1 protein-coding gene is annotated in these 1,075 nt (G+C 68.2%); it reads left to right on the top strand.

The features are described 5' to 3' along the window. Positions 1 to 122: 122 nt before the first annotated feature. A partial coding sequence (locus ABZX75_RS34455; protein WP_355418201.1) for an IS481 family transposase occupies positions 123 to 1,075 on the top strand: 953 nt, incomplete at its 3' end.

Raw genomic sequence — 1,075 nt, forward strand, 5'->3', positions numbered from 1 at the left:
TGTATTGCCCCGGGAGGTTGTGGACGGGTGATGGAGGTCTCGGCTGAGGCGTCTTGAACGGGTGAGGGCCTTCCGGGTTCGGTGTGGATTGCGACATCTCCACCGACCAGCAGAAGGCCCTCATGCCCCACCGTAATGCACCCCTGACCGAGACCGGACGGCTGCGTCTGGCCCGCTGCGTGGTCGAGGACGGCTGGCCGCTTCGCCGGGCAGCCGAACGCTTCCAGGTCTCACCCACCACCGCCCAGCGGTGGGCCGCCCGCTACCGCGATCACGGCGAGGCCGGCATGCACGACCACTCCTCCCGCCCGCACCACAGCCCGAAACGGACACCCACCCGCACCGAACGGCGGATCATCAAGGTCCGCCTCACACGCCGATGGGGCCCGGCCCGCATCGCTCACCTGCTGGATCTGGTGCCCTCGACCGTGCACCGGGTCCTGGTCCGCTACGGCCTGGCCCGCCTGACTCATCTGGACCGGGCCACCGGCCGCGTCATACGCCGCTACGAACGAGACCGCCCGGGCGAACTCGTCCACGTGGACATCAAGAAGCTGGGCAACATCCCCGACGGCGGCGGCCACAGAACGCTCGGCCGGCCAGCAGGCCGCAAGAAGAAGTCTGGCGTCGGCTACAGCTACATCCACACCGCCGTCGACGACCACTCCCGCCTCGCCTACAGCGAGATCCACGCAGACGAGAAGAAGGAAACCGCCACCGGCTTCTGGACGCGGGCCCACGCCTTCTACACCTCGTGCGGGATCACCGTCGAACGCGTCCTAACCGACAACGGCTCCTGCTACAAGTCCCACGCCTGGCGCGACCTGCTGGCAGCGGCCGGGATCACCCACAAGCGAACCCGGCCCTACCGGCCGCAAACCAACGGCAAGGTCGAACGCCTCAACCGCACCCTGCTCGACGAATGGGCCTACGCCCGCCCCTACCAGTCAGAAGCCGAACGCCGCGAGGCGTTCCCCCAGTGGCTGCACACCTACAATCACCACCGCGGACACACCGCCCTCGCAGGCAAACCACCCGCCAGCCGCGTCCCCAACCTCACAGGGCAATACACCTA

Origin of the sequence: Streptomyces sp. NPDC003038 (genome assembly GCF_040611115.1) — a bacterium.
Taxonomy (GTDB): Bacteria; Actinomycetota; Actinomycetes; order Streptomycetales; family Streptomycetaceae; genus Streptomyces.